A 15,492-nucleotide genomic window follows, 5' to 3' on the forward strand; every position below is an offset into this window, starting at 1 on the left:
CAGGCCGCGTTCCAAACTCCCAGGTGACAGTGAGTCCGCGTTGAAGATCCCGAGGAGATGACGAGCGTGCTGCGCAAGAGGCCAAAAGGGGTCCTGGCGATGGGCTGGGCCTCGATCGAGAGCGCCATGCTCGGCCGCACGGAGCACGCGCCCACCTCCGCCGACTATCCCGACACCGTCGTCCGGCGGGTGAGCTTCGCGGCCGGCGGCGGCCTGGGCTGGCGCATCTCGGCGCTGGAGACGCCGCGCGCGACGCCCGCGCCCTGGAAGATCGTGGTGGTCACCGGCGCGCCGTCCTGGGCGGAATACTGGGCCGAGACCCTGGCGGAGCTGCCAGCCGACCGCGAGATGATCGTCGTCGACCGCCCGGGCTACGGCGCCTCCGAACCGGCCGAGCCGATCGGCGACATCCGCACCCAGGCGCTGGCGCTCGCCCCGCTGCTTTCCGCCGCGCGCGGCCAGAAGCTGATGCTGGTGGGCCAGAGCTACGGCGCGGCCATCGCCTCGCTGATGGCCGAGGCCAATCCCGGCAAGGTGCAGAGCCTGGTGCTGCTGTCCGGCTTCTTCGGCGAGACCGGCCCCACCTCGCGCTGGCTGATCGACCTGGGCCAGAAGGCGCTGAAGATGATCCCGCGCGACCTGCGCCATGCGGTGATCGAGGCCTCCGGCCAGAAGCCGCAGCTGGCCTATGCGGTGCGCGCGCTGAGCCGCCTTTCGATCCCGATCCACATGGTGCACGGCGACAAGGACGACTTCGCACCGATCGAGACGGCCGAACGCCTGGCGGCGGAGACCGCGACGCGCCGGCCGATCTGCGTGCATCGCGTGCCGGAGGCCAACCACTTCCTGAACGATGGCCCGCCGGAGGCGCTGCTCGCGGCGCTCGAGGCCTGCATCCCGGTCAAGACGCCTTGGGTCTTCGCCTGGCCGAAGCTGCCGCAGTTCAAGCTGCCCAAGGGCCTGTTCGGCGCGCCGCAGGGCGGTGCGGCCCAGGCCTGACGCTCAGCGGGTGAAGGCGCCCACCAGGGCGGCGAAGCCCAGCACCACCAGCCAGGGCGGCAGCCGCACGATGCTCAGGAACACGAAGGCGCCGGCCGCCAGCGCCCAGTCGCTGGGCCGGTGGATGGCGGTGGCCAGCACCGGGTTCCACAGCGCCGCGGCCAGCACGCCCACCACCACCGCGTTCAGCCCGCCCAGCGCCGCGCGCGCGGCCGGCTGGCGCTTCATCCGGTCCCACAGCGGCAGGACGCCGGTGACCAGCAGCAGCCCCGGCGCGAAGATGGCGACGAGCGCCACCAGGCCGCCGCGCCAGCCTGCGACCGCCGCCTCCTGCGCCGCGCCCACGAAGCCCGCGAAGCTGAACCGCGGGCCGGGCAGGGCCTGCGCCGCGCCATAGCCGCCCAGGAAGGTGTTCTGGTCCAGCCAGCCGCGCCCCACCACCTCGTCCTGCAGCAGGGGCAGGACCACATGGCCGCCGCCGAACACCAGGGCGCCGGTGCGATAGAAGACGCTGGCGAGGCTGAGCGTCGGGCTGTCCAGCACCGCCGCCAGGATCGGCAGCAGCAGGAGCAGCAGGGCGAAGAGGACGATCGCTGTCGCCGAGACGGCCGGCGGGACCCGGTGGCTCGCCGGATCGTCCGGCGGGACGGCGGCCTCCTCGCGCAGGAAGGCCAGGCCGAACAGGCCGCCGGCCACCAGGGCCAGGACCTGGGCCATGGCGCCATGGACGTAGAGCAGGCCGATCGCCCCGCCGATGGCGATGCCGGCGCGGATCGGCCCGACCGCCAGGCTCCGCGCCATGGCGATCACCGCCTGGGCCACTACGGCGGCGGCGGCGATCTGCAGCCCGTGCAGCACGCCCTGGCCCCAGTAGTCGCCGAGGTGCGGCGCCAGGCAGCCCAGGGCGATCATCGCGGTGGCGGCGGGCAGGGTGAAGCCGGCCCAGGCGGCCAGCAGGCCCGCATAGCCCGCGCGCCGCATGCCGATCGCCATGCCGAGCTGGCTCGACGCCGGGCCGGGCAGGAACTGGGCCAGGGCCAGCAGGTCGGCGAAGGCGTCCTCGCTGAGCCAGCCACGCCGCTCGACGAACTCGCGGCGGAAATAGCCGATGTGCGCGACGGGGCCGCCGAACGCGGTCAGCCCCTGGACCAGGAAGGCCTGGAAAACCCCTATGATCTCGCGGAAGGGGTCGGCGCCACTGACGGAGGCGGCTTCTTGCGACGCGGTCTCGTCCATCACGTCCTGTCTTGCGGCCCCTTGCCCCAAGTGTCGACCCTTTTGGACGCTGTTGCGGCGAAAGCCCCTTGGCCGGCCGATCTGATCGGCGATAAGGCTTTTTGCGAAACGCCCGGCGAGCGGGCCTCAGCCCAGGGACAGAGGGAATCGACATGAAGGCCGCCGTGCTGCGCGAAGTGGGCAAGCCGCTTCAGATCGAACAGGTGCAGATCTCCAAGCCCGGCCCGCACGAGGTGCTGATCCGCACCGCCGCGGCCGGCCTGTGCCACTCCGACCTGCACTTCATGCAGGGCTCCTATCCGCATCCGCTGCCGGCCGTGCTGGGCCACGAGAGCGCCGGCGTCGTCGAGCAGGTGGGCTCGGAAGTGCGCACGGTGAAGCCGGGCGACCACGTGATCACCTGCCTTTCGGCCTTCTGCGGCCACTGCGAGTTCTGCCTGCAGGGGCACATGAGCCTCTGCGTCTCGCCGGACACCAAGCGCGGCAAGGAGGACGAACCGCGCCTGTCGGCCGAGTCCGGGCCGATGCTGCAGTACCTGAACCTCTCCTCCTTCGCCGAATACATGCTGATCCACGAGCACGCCTGCGTGGCGATCCGCAAGGACATGCCGCTGGACCGCGCCGCCCTGATCGGCTGCTCGGTGACCACCGGCGTGGGCGCGGCGATCCACACCTCCAACGTGCGGCCCGGCGAGACCGTGGCGGTGATCGGCTGCGGCGGGGTGGGCCTGTCGGCGATCAACGGCGCGGCCATCGCCGGCGCGGGCCGGGTCATCGCCATCGACATGGTGGCGTCGAAGGGCAACCTGGCCATGGAATTCGGGGCCACCGACTTCGTCGACGCCTCGCAGACCGACGCGGTCAAGGAGGTGATCGAGATGACCAAGGGCGGCGTGCACCACGCCTTCGAGGCCATCGGCCTGGCGAAGACCGCGGAGAACGCCTTCAACATGCTGCGCCGCGGCGGCACGGCCAACATCATCGGCATGATCCCGGTCGGCCAGATGGTCAGCGTGATGGGCGCGGCCTTCCTGGGCGAGAAGAAGCTGCAAGGTTCGCTGATGGGCTCCAACCGGTTCCCGGTAGACATGCCCCGGTTCGTGGACATGTACATGGCGGGCAAGCTCAAGCTCGATCAGATGATCTCTCAGCGGATCAAGTTGGAGCAAGTCAACGAGGGCTTCGAAGACATGAAGAAGGGCGAATTGGCTCGATCAGTCATCGTTTTCGACGCCTGATATACAAGCTTGACCATACGAAAACTTGATACACCTCTCCCGCGAGTAAGATAGACCGCTGCCGATTTTCGGCGCGGCCTTCCCCAACGGAAGTCAGGCCGCCCTTGCGGCCCGTTCCGTTTGGAGGGGTTTTCATGTCCCTGTCTCGCTGCGGCCTTCTGTCTGCCGTCGCTCTTGCGGCGGTCCTACCAAGCGTTGCTTCGGCTGACACCTATACCTTCGCGGATTTCGCGGGGCAGATCCGGCCGGGCAACGCCAACGTCAAGGCGCCGTTCTCGGGCAATGGGTTCACCCAGAGCGATCCGATCTCCGGCAATTTGGTGTTCGACAACGACCTGGTCCCGGGCGCGGGGTCCGGCTTCGTCAATGTGGCCTTCGACAGCTTCCCCGACATCGCCGACATCGCGCCCGCCAGCGCCTTCAGCCTGACCATCGACAGCCTGACGCTCACCCTGGGCGACAACCTCGACCTCGAGGGCCCGGCGATGATCCAGTACAACAACGGCCAGTTCAGCGGCTTCGTGTTCACCGGCGATTTCGCGTTCAACAGCACCTTCTATCAGCTGCAGTCGCAGGGGACGGCGATCTCGGTGCTGGCCCTGGACGGCGTGCCCAACGCCTTCGATCCGCATGGCTTCCCGGTCTGCTGCAGCAGCCTGATGAACGCCGTCATCTTCCCCGGCGATCTGACCAACGAGACCGCCTTCACGCCCACGCCGCCGAACCCGGGTTCGCCCGGTGGCGGCCCGACCGGCGGGATTCCGGAACCGGCGGGCTGGGCGCTGATGATCTTGGGCTTCGGCGCGCTGGGCGCAATGACGCGCCGGCGACGCTGGGCCGCGGCGGCAGGGTGATCCCAGGGTGGGGCGGCCTCAGGCCCTGGGCGTCATCACCAGCCAGGGCGTCGGCCTGAAGCGCCATTCCCAGACCGCCAGCAGCTGGTCGAGATGCGGCAGGGCCTTCAGCCAGTCCGGCATGTCGAGGGTCTTGGGCTGCTGGTCGACGCGGACGATGTCGTGGGTGGGCGAGAAGCGCTCGACCATCGTGGCCATGGCGTCGCGGCGGAACAGGTCGTGGGTCTCGACGATGATGTTCATGCCGGCCAGCGCCGGGCTGAGCGCCGGCTGCAGGATGTCGACTTCGGCGCCCTCGGTGTCGACCAGGACCAGCACGCGGCGCCCGGCGAAGGCCTCGAAGCCGTCCGGGGCGAACTCGCCGCCGACGATCACCCGCTCGGAGACGTCGTTCTTGGCGGCCAACTCCGTGCAGGCGGCCCGCGCCCGCTCGTCGATGTCGTGGGCATGGACGGTCACCTGCGGCATCATCCGGGCCAGGCCCACGGCGTAGTAGCCCTCGGCGCAGCCCACATCGATCACGCAGTCCAGGCCTGCCGCGGCGAAGGCCGCCAGGTGTGGATGGAGTTCGGACTCGTAGGTGCCAAGCAGTCGCGGGACCAGGCACCCCTCGGTGGCGGCGTTGACGTATTCCATCCCGGCGAACGGCCCGCCCCAGATCTTGGCGCCGTGATGCATGATGTAGGTGTTGGCCAGGAGGTGCGAGCGCCAGCGGCCCAGGAGGCGCAGCACCTCGTTCAGCTCGTCGATCCCGGCGCCCTCGGGCCAGCCCTTGGTCTTGTCGAGGACCCGCTGGACGATCTGGCTGGTGAGCGGCGAGGCCATGGGAGCGGGAGCCGGGGCGCGCTCAACGCCGCAGGACGGGCGGTCCGATGTCGGCCACGGCCACCTTGCGCGGCGAGCCTTGCGCCACCAGGCGGTCGATCTTCACCTTCTCGCCTTCGAAGCGGGCGAGCTCCGCGCCGGCGAGCGCCGAGCCCTGCGGCGCCTTGACCCCGATCGGGTTCACCCGCTGGCCGTTCTTCCAGATCTCGTAGTGCAGGTGCGGGCCGGTCGCCAGGCCCGTGGCGCCCACATAGGCCACCACCTCGCCCTGGTGGACGTGGACGCCCGGCCGGATGCCCCTGGCGTAGCGGGAGATGTGGCCATAGCCGGTGTCCCAGCCGCCGGTGTGCTTGATGCGTAGCCAGTTGCCGTAGCCGCCCCAGGGGCCGGCCTGGGCCACCACGCCGTCGCCGGCCGCCAGGATCGGCGTGCCCCAGCTCGCGCCGAAGTCCACGCCCTGGTGGGCGCGGGTGTAGCCCAGCACCGGATGCTTGCGCATCCCGAACAGCGAGGTGATGTGGGCGCCGTCCACCGGGGTCTTCAGCAGGAAGCCTTTGATGTTCTTGCCGAGTTCGTCGAAGTACTCGACGTCGTCGCCGCGCGCGAAGCGGTAGAACTTCACCCCGTGGATCTCGGCGTATTGCAGGTCGCCGGCCTCCACCGTGCGGCCGACCTCGGTGACCTTGCGGTCGAACACCAGCTTGAAGTCGTCGCCCGGCTGCAGGTCGCGCTGGAAGTCGATCTTGTGTGCGAACAGCTCGGCCACCTTGGCGGTGATCTGCGGCGTGGCGCCCAGCCGCTCGGCGCTTTCGTAGAGCGAGCCTTCGATGGCGCCGTCCGCGACGGCGGTCTCGTCGCGCAGCTTCTCGTCCAGCTGGCGCAGGCGCAGCGCCCCGTCAAAGCTGCGCGAGAGCGTGATGGCCGTGGCCGGGCCGGTGCGCAGGGAAAGCCCGATCAGCCGCGTCTCGCCCCGCTCGGCGCGCGGCTCGGCGATCGCCGTCTGGATCAGCATGCCGGCCTTCAGGTGGACGGTGTCCATCGCCTTGGACAGCATGGCGACGGCGAGCTGGGCCTCGGCCGGGCCGACGCCGGCGCGGCGCACCGCGGCCTCCAGGGTCTCGCCGCGCTGCAACTTGACCGGCACGCTGGTGGCCTGAGCGTAGGCGCCGCGGGCCTGGGCCTTGATGAAGGCGGGGTTCTGCAGGGCCGCGACGGCGGCGGGGTTGAGGGTCGGCTTCGGCGTCGGCGCCTGGCGGGTCGCCAGCATGGCCGCGCCTGCGCCCACCGCGATCATCACACCGGCCCCGGCGGCCAGCGTGATCCGCGACGACGGACGGACGGCGAGACGCCGCAGCTCTTCAAGTCGCATGTCGCCCCCGGACTGGAGAGGCCTCGTTAAGGCCTCGGTGGCGCGAAGCCAAGCCTTGTTCGAGGGTTAGCAGGGCCGCGCGTCGGCGGCGAAATCATGGCGCCCAAGCTTGGCGCCCCATCATGGCGCAGGGGCGGGTTAAAGCAGGGTGAGCACGGTTTCCACGGGGCGGCACAGCGCCGCGCCCTTCGGCGTGACGACGATCGGCCGCTCGACCAGGATCGGGTCGGCGACCATGGCCGCGACGATCTGCGCGTCCGTCGCCCCGGGCTTGGTGAGGCCCAGCGCTTCGGCCTCGGCGCCGCGCACCCGCAGGATGTCGCGCGGCGCCTTGCCCATCTGCTTGAAGAGGGCGGTGAGCTGCGGGGCGGTCCAGCCCACCTTCACATATTCGACCACCTTGGGCTCGACCCCCCTCTCGCGCAGCAGGGCCAAGGTGTTGCGCGAGGCGCTGCAGTTCGGGTTGTGGAAGATGGTGACGTCGCTCATGGCGCCGGGCTTAGCGCGCCGCGCGCCATCGGAAAAGGGTCACCAGCTGAAGCTGCGCGCGCCTGTCAGCACCGTCGAGTCCGAGATGTCGAACGGCATGACGTCGGCCGGCCGTTTCGGCAGCGGCGGCGCGGCCTTGGGCCAGTCGTCGAGCACCGCCGCATAGTCGACGTCGAGCTTGCCTGGCCCGGCCGGGTGGACGGTGACGTCGAAGCCTTCCGGCGGCGGGGCGGCCATGGAAAACGCCGCGCTCTTGCCGGGCGGTATCGACAGGTGGGTCGGGAAGCCCGCGATCGCGCTCACCTGGGCGATGGTGTTGGATGTGAGATGCAGGGTGATGGTCCGCGCTCCGGCCGGCGCGACGACATGCAGGGTGACGTCGCCGTTCGCCGCCTTGGCCAAGGTGATCTGGGGCGTCGGATAGTCGACATAGGGCGCAGGCGCGGCGTCAACCGGCTTTCGGAACTGCCAGCCGCTGAGCTTGGTCAGAGCCGCGCCGCCGGTCTTCAGCACGCCCTCGCTCCAGGGCGCGAGCATCAGCAACTCGTCCACCCGCCAGGCCTGCTTGCGGTCCTGATCGATCTGGTAAACCACGTCGGTCGCTTCCGGGTGGCGCGCGTCGTAGGGATGGTTCAGGCGGACGGCCGCGGTCACCGCCAGGCCCGCCAGGACCAGGATCGGCCCGACCAGCCGCGCGGGCGGCGCGCCCTCGTCCGGCTGGGCCAGCGGCCAGATGACCAGCACGGCGATCATCGCCGACAGCGCCTGGAGCTCGGGCAGGTCGAGGCTCAGGTAGGCGGCGTGGGCGAGGCTTCCGGCGAACGCCAGGCCGATCGCGCCGAACACCGCCAGGACCGCCAGGGTCACAGGCCCAGGCCGGTCGCCGAGCGCGGTGAGCGCCGCGGCCAGCGCCGCCAGCGCCAGCGGCCAGGCGAAGATGAAGGCGGCCGGCGCGGCCAGAGCCTGGGCGGCGCAGGCGACGACCAGGCCCAGGACGAGCGCCCCGGCCCAGGCCCCGGCGCGGCTCACCGGCCGGCCATAGGCGATCGCGCCGATTATCGCGGCGCCCACGCCCAGTCCGGCGGCCAGCGGGTCGAGGCCGCCCATGGCCGAGCAAACGAGACCGGCGGCGAGCGGCAGCAGCACCGCCTTGCGCCGGCCGCGCGCCACCTCGGCGATGGCCAGCAGCAGCATGCCCAGGCCCACCAGCACGGTGGCGACTTCCCAGCGCGGCGCCTGGGCCAGCAGGAAGCGCTGTTCGAAGTAGCCCATCTCTGCGCCGGTGGCCTTGCGGGCGAAGTGCAGCACCGTGACGGCCGACAGGACGGCGAACAGGGCCGCGCCCGCACCGCGCGCCACGTCGAGCCAGGGGAAGGCCTCGCGCCGGCGCGCCTGGATCGTGGCCCAGGCCAGCAGCAGCGCGGCGGCGGCCAGCACCGCCCAGCCGACCGGCGCCGGATAGGCGATGGTCAGCCCGCCGGGCGCCTGGCCATAGACCACGTCCGGCGCCTTGGCCGGCAGGGCAGGGGCGAAGGCCACGGCCGCGGCGGCGGCCAGCACCTGCTGACCCATGTCCTGCAGCGTGCCGTGGTCGGTGGTCGCCGGCGTCGAGGTGGGCGAGTGGTAGTCGAACTGATGGCCGACGAAGGCGAAGTTCAGTCCGGCGATCCCGGACTTGCGCGAGACGGTGAAGTCGGTGTCGTTCGGCATGTGGGCGTAGACGAAGCCGGTGAGCGAGGACGCCTGCGGCCGCACAGAGGTGCGGTTGAACAGGGCCATCGTCCCGCCATTGCCCAGGCCGGTCTGGAACATCTGCACCCGGCCGGCCGAGCCGCGCGCTTCCATGTTGATCAGGAAGCCGATCCGCCTGGCCAGGGGATCGCCGGCGAAGAAGGCGTTGGCGCCCAGCAGGCCCGCCTCTTCCCCGTCGGTGATCAGCACGATCACGTCGCGGTCGGGCTGGCCGCGCGCCTTGATCGCGCGCACCACCTCCAGGGCCGAGGAGACGCCCACGGCGTCGTCGGCGGAGCCGGGCGAGTTCGGCACGCTGTCGTAGTGCGCCATCAGCGCCAGCGCCGGGGCGTTGCGGTCCTTGCCCGGCAGCACGCCCACCACATTGTCGGTGAAGCCGGCGGCGGCGCGGTTCGGATCGTAGCGGGAGACTTCGAGGCCGACGCCGTGGTGGACCTGCGGGGCCAGGCCCAGGGCGGTCATCCGGGCGACCAGCACGTCGCGGGCGGCGCGGTCGGCGGCCGAGCCGATCGGGTGCGCGACCGAGGCGATGGCGGTGATGTCGCCCGCGGCGCGGTCGGCCGAGAACGCCGTGGCCGGCGCGTCGGCGGGCGCAGGCTGCGGTGTGCGCTCGCCGTACCAGGCGATCAGGGCGGCCGCCACCAGCGCGGCCGCCAAGGCCAGCAATCGTCCCACGGGCGTCCTCCGACGCGACTTTGCGCGGAGCCTAGCGGCAAACGGGGGAAACGGAAGCGAAGCCTCTAGACGGCTCGGCCCAATCGGGCGCCTAGCCGAGGATCTGGCGGATCAGGGCCGGCAGCTCGCCGCCCAGCAGCGGCTTTTCCAGGATCTGGGCCTTCAGGCGCGCGGCGGCGGTGCGCACCTCGGGCTTGGGCTGGGTGGTGATCAGGATGGCCGGGCAGGCGTGGCCCCGCCACCGCGCCTCGCTGAGCGCCTCGATGCCGGAGACGCCGGGCAGGTGGTGGTCGATCACCACGCAGGCGGCGACGTCGAGGCTTCCGCGCTCCAGCATGGATTCGGCGGTCTCGTGCACCTCGACGGCGAAGCCTTCGATGCGCAGGGCGAAGGTGAGCGCCTGGCGCACGGAGGCGTCGTCCTCGACGAGGAGTATCAACGGCGCGGCCGTGTCGAGTTCCGGGTCCATGTGACGTCGCCGCATCGCCGCCGCGCGAGCCGACCTGGCGGTCTGCTCCGGCTGATGCGGAGGGCCCTTTCGCCTGTTGGGAGCCGCCTGCTGCTGGCCCATCCCACGGCTAGCACTCCCGCCACCCCGGCCAAATTTGGGAGCCCTACGTAAGTAGATGTTCGTAGGACCCACCTAAAGTTGTCATAATTTCTCTATTAAATCATGATGTTAAGTCGGAAGCATTCAACTTCTGGATGCGGATTTGACTCGACAAATGGTCGCATCGCGCGTTTCGTTGTCCCAGGGTTGATTCAACCCTCGGGGGAATAGGGCAACTGAACCGAGAACTCTGTGGTCAAGTAACCCTGGTTTGTCGGCTGGAGGGGTACGCCGGCCTTCGACCGCGTGTTCGAGTCGCACGGGTCGCTGAAGGTCCGGAGGCAGACGCCTCGATGGCCGGCCATCGTGGAGGGTCGGCGTGAACGACGCTCATCGCAGGAGCCGGCGGGCCTCGTTGGTCCTGCTGGGGCTGGCGATCCTGTTGATCGCGATCTCGGCGCTCGTCCGCGCGCGCGTCTGGCAGGACAGCAACGCCGAGCTGCAGGCGGCGGTCAACACCTTCCGCCTTATCGACGGCGCCGACCGCATGGCGCTCGGCCTTGCGCGGGCCCGCGCCGACCATGGCGGCCCGGACTTCAAAGCCGACGCGGCGGCGGTGCGCGGCCTTGGCGCCTATCTCGACCGGCTGACCCGCCGCGACCCGGCCCAGGCGGCTCGGGTGGCTTCCGCGCGCCGCGAATCCGAGGCCCAGCTCGCCGCGCTGGCGGCCCTGCCGAAGGGATCGGCCGCCAGCGGGCCGGGCGCGGGCGATCGCGCCATCGAGGCGGTGCTGAGCGCCGAACGAGTCCGCGCTGCGGCCTATGGCGGGCTGTTCCGCGTCCAGTGGTGGCGGACCAACATCGCCCTGGTGGTGTTCCTGGCCGGGCTCGGGCTGGCGGCCTGGGCCACCGTGCTGTTCCTGCGCCGCATCGCCGCTTCGGAGAAGGCCCTGGCCCAGACCGCGCGCGAACTGGTGCGGACGGGCGAGGAGGCGCAGCGCAACGCGGCCTTCGTGGAAGGGGTCGGCGCGGCTACGCCCGACATCATCTACGCCAAGGACCTCGACCTGCGGTTCGTCTACGTCAATCCGTCGGCGATCACGGCCCTGGGCTATCCGCTCGACCAGATCCTCGGGCGCCGCTCGAGCGAGTTGGTCTCCGACCTCTCGGAGCTGGAGGACCACGACGTCGCCGACCGCGAGGTGCTGGCCAGCGGCAGAACCCGCACCGTCGAGGGCCGCTTCACCGGGCCCGACGGCGGGATGCGCTACCTGCGCTCGACCAAGTTCGCCCTGCGCGACCGGGCCGGCGACATCAACGGCGTCGCGGGCCTGACCATCGACGTCACTGAGCACTATGCCCAGGCCGAAGCCCTGGAGCAGTCGGAGGCCAAGTACCGCTCCGTCGCCAACGCCATGCCGGCCCTGGTCTGGTCCTGCGACGCGGCGGGCGAGCGCGACTTCTTCAACGATCGCTGGCGCGAGTTCATGGGCGACGACGGCGAGTCCTCCATGGGCTGGGGCTGGCTGGACAAGGCCCATGCGGAGGATCGCGCCCGCGTCGAGGCCCATGCGCGCAGCAGCATCGCCGCCGGCGAAGCCTACGAGGTGGAGTACCGCCTGATGGGCCAGGGCGGTCCCCGCTGGTTCCTGGAGCGCGCCGTGCCGGTGCGCGACGACGACGGGCGGGTGTCGCGCTGGAAAGGCGCCTGCATGGACATCCAGGAACTGATCGAGAGCCGCCGGGGCCGCGAGCAGGCGATCACCGACCTGCAGGCGCGCGAGGCCCACCTGAGCTCGATCCTGGATTCGGTGCCCGACGCCATGGTGGTGATCGACGAGACCGGCGTCATCCAGTCGTTCAGCGCCGCGGCCGAGCGGCTGTTCGGCTGGAGCGTGGAGGAGGCGATCGGGCGCAACGTCACCATGCTGATGCCCAGCCCCTACCGGGAGGGTCACGACGGCTACCTGAAGCGCTACCTGAAGACCGGCGAGCGGCGGATCATCGGCATCGGCCGAGTGATCGTCGGCGAACGCAAGGACGGTTCGACCTTCCCGATGGAGCTGTCGGTCGGCGAGGCCCGGTCGCGCTCGCAGCGGTTCTTCACCGGCTTCATCCGCGACCTGACCGAGCGGCAGGAGGCCGAGCGGCGCTTCCAGGACGTCCAGTCGGAACTCGCCCACATCAGCCGCCTGTCGGCCATGGGCGAGATGGCCTCGGCCCTGGCGCATGAGCTGAACCAGCCGCTGTCGGCGACCGCCAACTACATCCAGGGCTCGCTGCGCCTGCTGAAGGAGACGCCGATCGACACCGAAACGGTGGGCGAGGCGCTGACCGTCGCCGGCGAGCAGATGTTCCGGGCCGGCGACATCATCCGGCGCCTGCGCGACTTCGTCGCCAAGGGCGAGACCGAGCGGCATATCGAGAGCCTTCCCCAGCTGATCGAGGAGGCCGGCGCGCTGGGCATGGTCGGGGCCAAGGACCGCGGCGTGCGGCTGACCTACGAGATCTCGCCCAAGGTCGCCATGGTCATGGTCGACAAGGTGCAGATCCAGCAGGTGATGCTGAACCTGATCCGCAACGCCGTGGAGGCCATGGCCGACGCCGAGCGGCGGGACCTGACCGTCGCCGCCCGGCCAGCGCCGGAGGACATGGTGCAGATCTCGGTGAGCGACACCGGCTGCGGCCTGAGCCCCGAGGTGGCCGCCCAGCTGTTCCAGCCCTTCGTCACCACCAAGCAGCACGGCATGGGCGTCGGACTGTCGATCTCCCGCACCATCATCGAGGCGCACGGCGGCCGCATCTGGGCCGAGGGCGAGCCGGGCAAGGGGACGACCTTCCATTTCACGATCAGGGCCGTGCACGAAGAGGAGATGGCCGATGGCGAACTCGTCTGAGGTCTATGTCGTCGACGACGACGAGGCGATCCGCAGGTCGCTGTCCTTCCTTTTGCGAACCACAGGCCATGCCGTGCGCACCTTCGAGAGCGCCGAAGCCTTCCTGGCCGAGGCGCGCGACCTGGCCCCGGGTTGCGTGATCAGCGACGTGCGGATGCCGGGCATGGACGGCATCGAACTGGTCGGCCGCCTCACCGGCGATCGGCTGCCGCTGTCAGTGATCGTCATCACCGGCCACGGGGATATCGCGCTGGCCGTGGAGGCGATGAAGGCCGGCGCCGTCGATTTCCTGGAGAAGCCGTTCAAGGAGGACGTGCTGCTGGCCGCGGTCCGCAAGGCGCTGGACACCGAGGTGCGCACCAAAGAGGACGAGGCCGGCCGCCAGCGCTACCAGGCCGCCTTCGCGGGCCTGTCGCGGCGCGAGCGCGAGGTGCTGGAACAGGTGGTGGTCGGCAAGACCAGCAAGATCATCGCCTACGACCTGGGCATCAGCCCGCGCACCGTGGAGGTCTATCGCGCGGGCATGATGATGAAGACCGGGGCCAAGAGCCTCTCGGAACTGGTGCGCATGGCCCTGATGGCCGGGCTCTAGGCCGGGCCGGCCTTCCAGGCGCGCAAAGAAGAAGGGCGCCCCGCTCGCGGCGGGACGCCCTGCTCATTTCAGCGACAGGTCTTGGGGGCTCAGGCCGCCGCGACGGCGGCGATCTCCTGCGGATCGCGCAGCACATAGCCGCGACCCCAGACGGTTTCGATGTGGTGCTTGCCCTCCGCAGCCGCGGCCAGCTTCTTGCGCAGCTTGCAGATGAACACGTCGATGATCTTCAGCTCCGGCTCGTCCATGCCGCCGTAGAGATGGTTCAGGAACATCTCCTTGGTGAGCGTGGTGCCCTTCCGCAGGGAGAGCAGCTCGAGCATCTGGTATTCCTTGCCGGTCAGGTGGACCCGCAGGCCGTTCACTTCGACCGTCTTGGCGTCCAGGTTGACCAGGATGTCGCCGGTCTTGATGACCGACTGGGCGTGACCCTTGGAGCGGCGGACCACAGCGTGGATGCGCGCCACCAGCTCGTCCTTGTGGAACGGCTTGGTCATGTAGTCGTCGGCGCCGCCCGAGAAGGTCTTCACCTTGGTGTCGATCTCGGCCGAGCCGGACAGGATCATGATCGGCGTATTGATCTTGCCGACCCGCAGGGTGCGCAGCACGTCCATGCCGCTCATGTCCGGCAGGTTCAGGTCGAGAAGGATCAGGTCGTAGTCGTAGATCTTGCCCAGATCGACGCCTTCCTCACCCAGGTCGGTCGTATAGACGTTGAACCCCTCCGACTTCAGCATCAACTCGATGCTTTGCGCGGTGGCGCTGTCGTCTTCAATCAACAGTACCCGCATTTCCCTCTCCCAGTGCGTCCCCGCGTGCCGGCGAATTCAGTGAATCCGCTCCGGACCTCGCCGTTAACCTGCCTGCGAGTTAATTTAAGACAGGTTAATCGGGGGTGTCCGTCCCGCGAGAATCGTTAATCCGATGCGGAATCGGCATCAAGAGTCACTGGGTGGGGGGTGAGTCGCTGGGCCGTTGAATCTTTCGTGATTGGACAGAACCGCCGAAGCACCCGGCCCCCGGAAAACCTGTCCGAAACCATCCCCGTAAAGCCTGTCCGTTAGGGCCGTGCGGCGCGGGTGCGGCCAAAACGCGCGCAAGCCCCGGCGCGACGTGAATGAGGCGGCGAACGGCCGGGTCTTCATCGCTCCTTAAGCGTGATGACCGATTCCTGAACCCCTCAAGGCGAGGGTTGTTCGTGAAGAGTCTGGTGGCCGCGGTCGAGCGGCTGGATCCCCTGACCGTCGCCGGCCGCGTGGCCGCGGTCAACGGCCTGCTGATCGAGGCCCGCGGCGGCCTGACCCGCCTGGCGGTGGGGGCCCGCGCCGAGATCGGCCGCTACGGCGAAAAGCCGCTCAGCGCCGAGGTGGTGGGCTTCCGCGACACCCGCGCGCTGCTGATGCCGTTCGGCCCGGTCGAGGGCGTGGCGCCGGGCGCGGAAATCCGCATCGAGCCGCTGGGCTCGGCCGTGCGCCCGACCAAGGCCTGGCTCGGCCGCATCATCGACGCCTTCGGCCATCCCATCGACGGCAAGGGTCCGCTGACCCAGGGGATCGCGCCCTATCCTCTGCGCGCTCCGCCGCCCTCGGCCCACGCCCGCGCCCGGGTCGGCGAACGGCTGGACCTGGGCGTGCGCGCCATGAACGTCTTCACCACCTGCTGCCGCGGCCAGCGCCTGGGCGTGTTCGCCGGCTCCGGGGTCGGCAAGTCGGTGCTGCTGTCCATGCTGGCCAAGAACGCCGACTGCGACGCGGTCGTGGTCGGCCTGATCGGCGAGCGGGGCCGCGAGGTCCGCGAGTTCATCGAGGAGACGCTCGGCGAAGAGGGGCTGAAGCGCGCCGTGGTCGTGGTCGCCACCTCCGACGAGCCGGCGCTCAAGCGCCGCCAGGCCGCCTACATGACCATGGCCATCGCCGAATACCTGCGCGACCAGGACATGGAAGTCCTGTGCCTGATGGACTCGGTCACCCGCTTCGCCATGGCCCAGCGCGAGATCGGCCTGGCCGCCGGCGAGCCG

Annotated in this window: 12 protein-coding genes and 1 pseudogene; 6 read left to right on the plus strand and 7 right to left on the minus strand. The window is 70.2% G+C overall.

Annotated elements, in window-relative coordinates; translation table 11 throughout:
- The first annotated feature begins 66 nt into the window (after nt 1-66).
- Nucleotides 67-999: an alpha/beta hydrolase gene (locus VGL85_RS07040; protein WP_331587447.1), complete on the plus strand. Its 933-nt coding sequence runs from the start codon at nt 67-69 to the stop codon at nt 997-999.
- Nucleotides 1,000-1,002: 3 nt separating this feature from the next.
- Here VGL85_RS07040 and chrA read toward each other — a convergent pair whose 3' ends face one another.
- Nucleotides 1,003-2,235, minus strand: a complete 1,233-nt coding sequence (gene chrA, locus VGL85_RS07045) for a chromate efflux transporter (protein ID WP_331587450.1) — start codon at nt 2,233-2,235, stop codon at nt 1,003-1,005.
- A gap of 152 nt (nt 2,236-2,387) precedes the next feature.
- Here chrA and VGL85_RS07050 point away from each other — a divergent pair, with 152 nt between their 5' ends.
- Nucleotides 2,388-3,473 carry a Zn-dependent alcohol dehydrogenase gene (locus VGL85_RS07050; RefSeq protein WP_331587452.1) on the plus strand — a complete coding sequence of 362 codons (1,086 nt, stop codon included), beginning with the start codon at nt 2,388-2,390 and terminating at the stop codon, nt 3,471-3,473.
- 134 nt (nt 3,474-3,607) lie between these two features.
- Complete coding sequence (locus VGL85_RS07055) at nt 3,608-4,327, plus strand: PEPxxWA-CTERM sorting domain-containing protein (protein ID WP_331587454.1); 720 nt, start codon at nt 3,608-3,610, stop codon at nt 4,325-4,327.
- A gap of 18 nt (nt 4,328-4,345) precedes the next feature.
- Here the strand turns inward: VGL85_RS07055 and VGL85_RS07060 are convergent, their stop codons facing one another.
- The 5 genes from VGL85_RS07060 to VGL85_RS07080 all read right to left on the minus strand — a co-directional run bounded on the left by VGL85_RS07060 (nt 4,346) and on the right by VGL85_RS07080 (nt 9,906).
- Entirely contained in the window at nt 4,346-5,152 is an 807-nt protein-coding gene (locus VGL85_RS07060) for a methyltransferase (RefSeq protein ID WP_331587456.1), read from the minus strand.
- Nucleotides 5,153-5,174: 22 nt separating this feature from the next.
- Nucleotides 5,175-6,521 carry a M23 family metallopeptidase gene (locus VGL85_RS07065; RefSeq protein WP_331587458.1) on the minus strand — a complete coding sequence of 449 codons (1,347 nt, stop codon included), beginning with the start codon at nt 6,519-6,521 and terminating at the stop codon, nt 5,175-5,177.
- Nucleotides 6,522-6,659: 138 nt separating this feature from the next.
- Nucleotides 6,660-7,010, minus strand: a complete 351-nt coding sequence (arsC, locus tag VGL85_RS07070) for an arsenate reductase (glutaredoxin) (RefSeq protein WP_331587460.1) — start codon at nt 7,008-7,010, stop codon at nt 6,660-6,662.
- Nucleotides 7,011-7,049: 39 nt separating this feature from the next.
- Complete coding sequence (locus tag VGL85_RS07075; RefSeq protein ID WP_331587462.1) at nt 7,050-9,437, minus strand: M20/M25/M40 family metallo-hydrolase; 2,388 nt, start codon at nt 9,435-9,437, stop codon at nt 7,050-7,052.
- A gap of 91 nt (nt 9,438-9,528) precedes the next feature.
- On the minus strand, nt 9,529-9,906 hold the full coding sequence (locus VGL85_RS07080; protein ID WP_331587464.1) for a response regulator: 378 nt from the start codon (nt 9,904-9,906) through the stop codon (nt 9,529-9,531).
- Nucleotides 9,907-10,366: 460 nt separating this feature from the next.
- Here VGL85_RS07080 and VGL85_RS07085 point away from each other — a divergent pair, with 460 nt between their 5' ends.
- Both VGL85_RS07085 and fixJ read left to right on the plus strand, forming a co-directional pair.
- Nucleotides 10,367-12,883 (plus strand): PAS domain S-box protein, encoded by a 2,517-nt coding sequence (locus tag VGL85_RS07085; protein WP_331587466.1) that lies wholly within the window; start codon nt 10,367-10,369, stop codon nt 12,881-12,883.
- A complete protein-coding gene (gene fixJ, locus VGL85_RS07090) occupies nt 12,867-13,475 on the plus strand; it encodes a response regulator FixJ (RefSeq protein ID WP_331587468.1) in 609 nt (202 codons plus the stop codon). The genes VGL85_RS07085 and fixJ overlap by 17 nt, the downstream gene beginning before the upstream one ends.
- A gap of 89 nt (nt 13,476-13,564) precedes the next feature.
- On the opposite strand, the gene ctrA is transcribed toward fixJ, so the two are convergent.
- Nucleotides 13,565-14,266 carry a response regulator transcription factor CtrA gene (ctrA, locus tag VGL85_RS07095; RefSeq protein WP_331587471.1) on the minus strand — a complete coding sequence of 234 codons (702 nt, stop codon included), beginning with the start codon at nt 14,264-14,266 and terminating at the stop codon, nt 13,565-13,567.
- A gap of 407 nt (nt 14,267-14,673) precedes the next feature.
- Between ctrA and fliI the strand changes: the two are divergent.
- Nucleotides 14,674-15,492 (plus strand): annotated as a pseudogene (fliI, locus tag VGL85_RS07100) (flagellum-specific ATP synthase FliI); the annotation flags it as partial.

Origin of the sequence: Phenylobacterium sp., from assembly GCF_036501465.1 — a bacterium.
GTDB lineage: Bacteria > Pseudomonadota > Alphaproteobacteria > Caulobacterales > Caulobacteraceae > Phenylobacterium.

Excerpts from the sequence above, each read along its gene's own strand:
- chrA (WP_331587450.1), bottom strand. The coding sequence starts at position 2,235 with ATGGACGAGACCGCGTCGCAAGAAGCCGCCTCCGTCAGTGGCGCCGAC.
- VGL85_RS07050 (WP_331587452.1), top strand. The coding sequence starts at position 2,388 with ATGAAGGCCGCCGTGCTGCGCGAAGTGGGCAAGCCGCTTCAGATCGAA.
- VGL85_RS07055 (WP_331587454.1), top strand. The coding sequence starts at position 3,608 with ATGTCCCTGTCTCGCTGCGGCCTTCTGTCTGCCGTCGCTCTTGCGGCG.
- VGL85_RS07060 (WP_331587456.1), bottom strand. The coding sequence starts at position 5,152 with ATGGCCTCGCCGCTCACCAGCCAGATCGTCCAGCGGGTCCTCGACAAG.
- VGL85_RS07065 (WP_331587458.1), bottom strand. The coding sequence starts at position 6,521 with ATGCGACTTGAAGAGCTGCGGCGTCTCGCCGTCCGTCCGTCGTCGCGG.
- arsC (WP_331587460.1), bottom strand. The coding sequence starts at position 7,010 with ATGAGCGACGTCACCATCTTCCACAACCCGAACTGCAGCGCCTCGCGC.
- VGL85_RS07080 (WP_331587464.1), bottom strand. The coding sequence starts at position 9,906 with ATGGACCCGGAACTCGACACGGCCGCGCCGTTGATACTCCTCGTCGAG.
- fixJ (WP_331587468.1), top strand. The coding sequence starts at position 12,867 with ATGGCGAACTCGTCTGAGGTCTATGTCGTCGACGACGACGAGGCGATC.
- ctrA (WP_331587471.1), bottom strand. The coding sequence starts at position 14,266 with ATGCGGGTACTGTTGATTGAAGACGACAGCGCCACCGCGCAAAGCATC.